Annotated in this window: 2 protein-coding genes; both read right to left on the bottom strand. The window is 41.7% G+C overall.

What is annotated here, in order from left to right; all coding sequences use genetic code 11:
- Positions 1 to 877, bottom strand: an 877-nt coding sequence (locus tag PAT3040_RS22035; protein ID WP_146200510.1) for a response regulator, incomplete at its 3' end; no start/stop codon positions are given.
- A partial coding sequence (locus tag PAT3040_RS22030; RefSeq protein ID WP_146200509.1) for a sensor histidine kinase occupies positions 870 to 1,886 on the bottom strand: 1,017 nt, incomplete at its 5' end. The genes PAT3040_RS22035 and PAT3040_RS22030, both read right to left, overlap by 8 nt.

The raw sequence follows: 1,886 nt of genomic DNA, 5'->3' as shown, positions 1-1,886 counted from the left end.
CCAGCCGATAAAAGCAATGATCCTTTCCTTTAAGCAACTGCTTAATATTAGATTTGAGCGAAGTGGCATTTTCTGAATTTGTGCCTACAATGAAAGTAACCGAAAACTTCAAATAATCTTTAATGGCTTTATAAATTGTCCGCAGTGTACCCTCAAGCGATTCATACACATTTGTTTTAACAAGATCCCGGTATTGAAATAACAGCACCGTTTCTTTTCCGTTATAGGACAAATGAAAAATCCCTTGCTCCTTCTCTTTCGCAACAACTTCCTCGATTACATTCTGCATGGAGAAAGATAGCAGTTTCTTAGACGAGTACCGCTTCTCTGCAACCTGTTGGCGATTGATAACACAGAGAACGGGGATATACACATAGGTTTTAAAATCCAGTCCTATCTGATCCGTCTGATCCGCCCATGCCGCTTCATCTAATAAAGGATTATCTTCGAGCGATGTGATCAGCTCCTTGCTGACCTCCTGCTTTTTTAGGGTTTTCTCCTCATCCAGGCTATGCTTCATTCGCTCTAGCAGCTTTATTAATGAAACGGGATCAAGTGATTCCTTCAAAATATAATCCACCACATTAAGCCTGATCGCCTGCATAGCAAAAGAAAACTCATCATGACAAGACAAAATAATCGACCGAAGATTTTTTTTCCGCAACGTTAGCGCATTAATCAGCTCCAAGCCATTCATGACAGGCATTCCGATATCCGTAAGCAAAATATCAGGCAGATTTGTGACCGCGTAATCATACGCCTTTTGCCCATTGGAAAACCCGCCGATTACCTCCATATTAAGCGCTTGCCATGGTATCGCTTGCTGCAAATACTCAATTACCGGATAATCATCGTCAACCAGCATGACTCTATACATAACGTGCCTCCCCCGCTGTCATTGGAATAAGCAGCGTTATTTGCGTGCCTTGATTAGGAGCGCTATCGATCAACACCCTAACAGTCGGACCATATATAAGCTTTAAACGCTCATAAACATTTTTGACCCCAATTCCACAAAGGCCGCCTTTTCTTTCCTCGGTATACAGCGCATCTTCCTCCATATGAAGATGTTTGAGCAATTGCTTCCGCCTATCTTCTGTCATACCCTTTCCATTGTCCGCCACAGTTACGCGCAGGCACTGGTGATCCACACGGGATGTGATCGTAATCGTACCTCCGCCTTCATTTAAACCATGAATATAGGCATTTTCAATGAGCGGCTGAATAAACAAACGAGGCACCTCAACCATTCTGGCTTTCTCTGTCATATCAACCTCGTATAAAATCGGATGCTGCTGACGCATATTCATCAGCTTGATATAATGAGATACGATTTCAATCTCTTGATATAACGGAATAAATTCATTATTTCGGTTAATCGTCATCCGCAGCAAATGAGACATGGCTTGGATCAACGACGCATTTTCCTGATCGTTTTTCATTAAAATTTTAAGCCGAATCGAATTTAAAATATTAAATAAAAAATGCGGGTGAATTTGCGCCTGCAGCATCTCCAGTTCCAGCTTGCGCTTCTTTGTCTGATCGAGCACCGCTTGTTTAATCATCCCTTCAATCCGATCCAGCATCTTGTCAAATGATCGGCCTACCTTTCCGATCTCATTATTCCCTTTAATTTTAGCGCGAATCGTTAAATTCCCAGCTTCAATCTCCCCTGCAACTCTTCCAAGTCGAGCCAGAGGTTTGGTCAACTGCCGCACAAAAATAATCAATATAAATAGAAACAGCGAAAAGAACGAAACCTGTATTAACAAATTCGTTCGCCAAATAAAATTAATTTTTTGGGTAGCATCCTTATAACGAGTTACATGAACGAGCGACCAGTCCGAATAAGTCAACTTATGGCTTGCCAGTAAATATTGCTCCCC

The organism is Paenibacillus agaridevorans, assembly GCF_003112455.1.
GTDB lineage: Bacteria > Bacillota > Bacilli > Paenibacillales > Paenibacillaceae > Pristimantibacillus > Pristimantibacillus agaridevorans.
The sequence above is the reverse complement of the archived record's forward strand: the minus strand, read 5'-3'. Positions and strand labels throughout refer to the sequence as shown.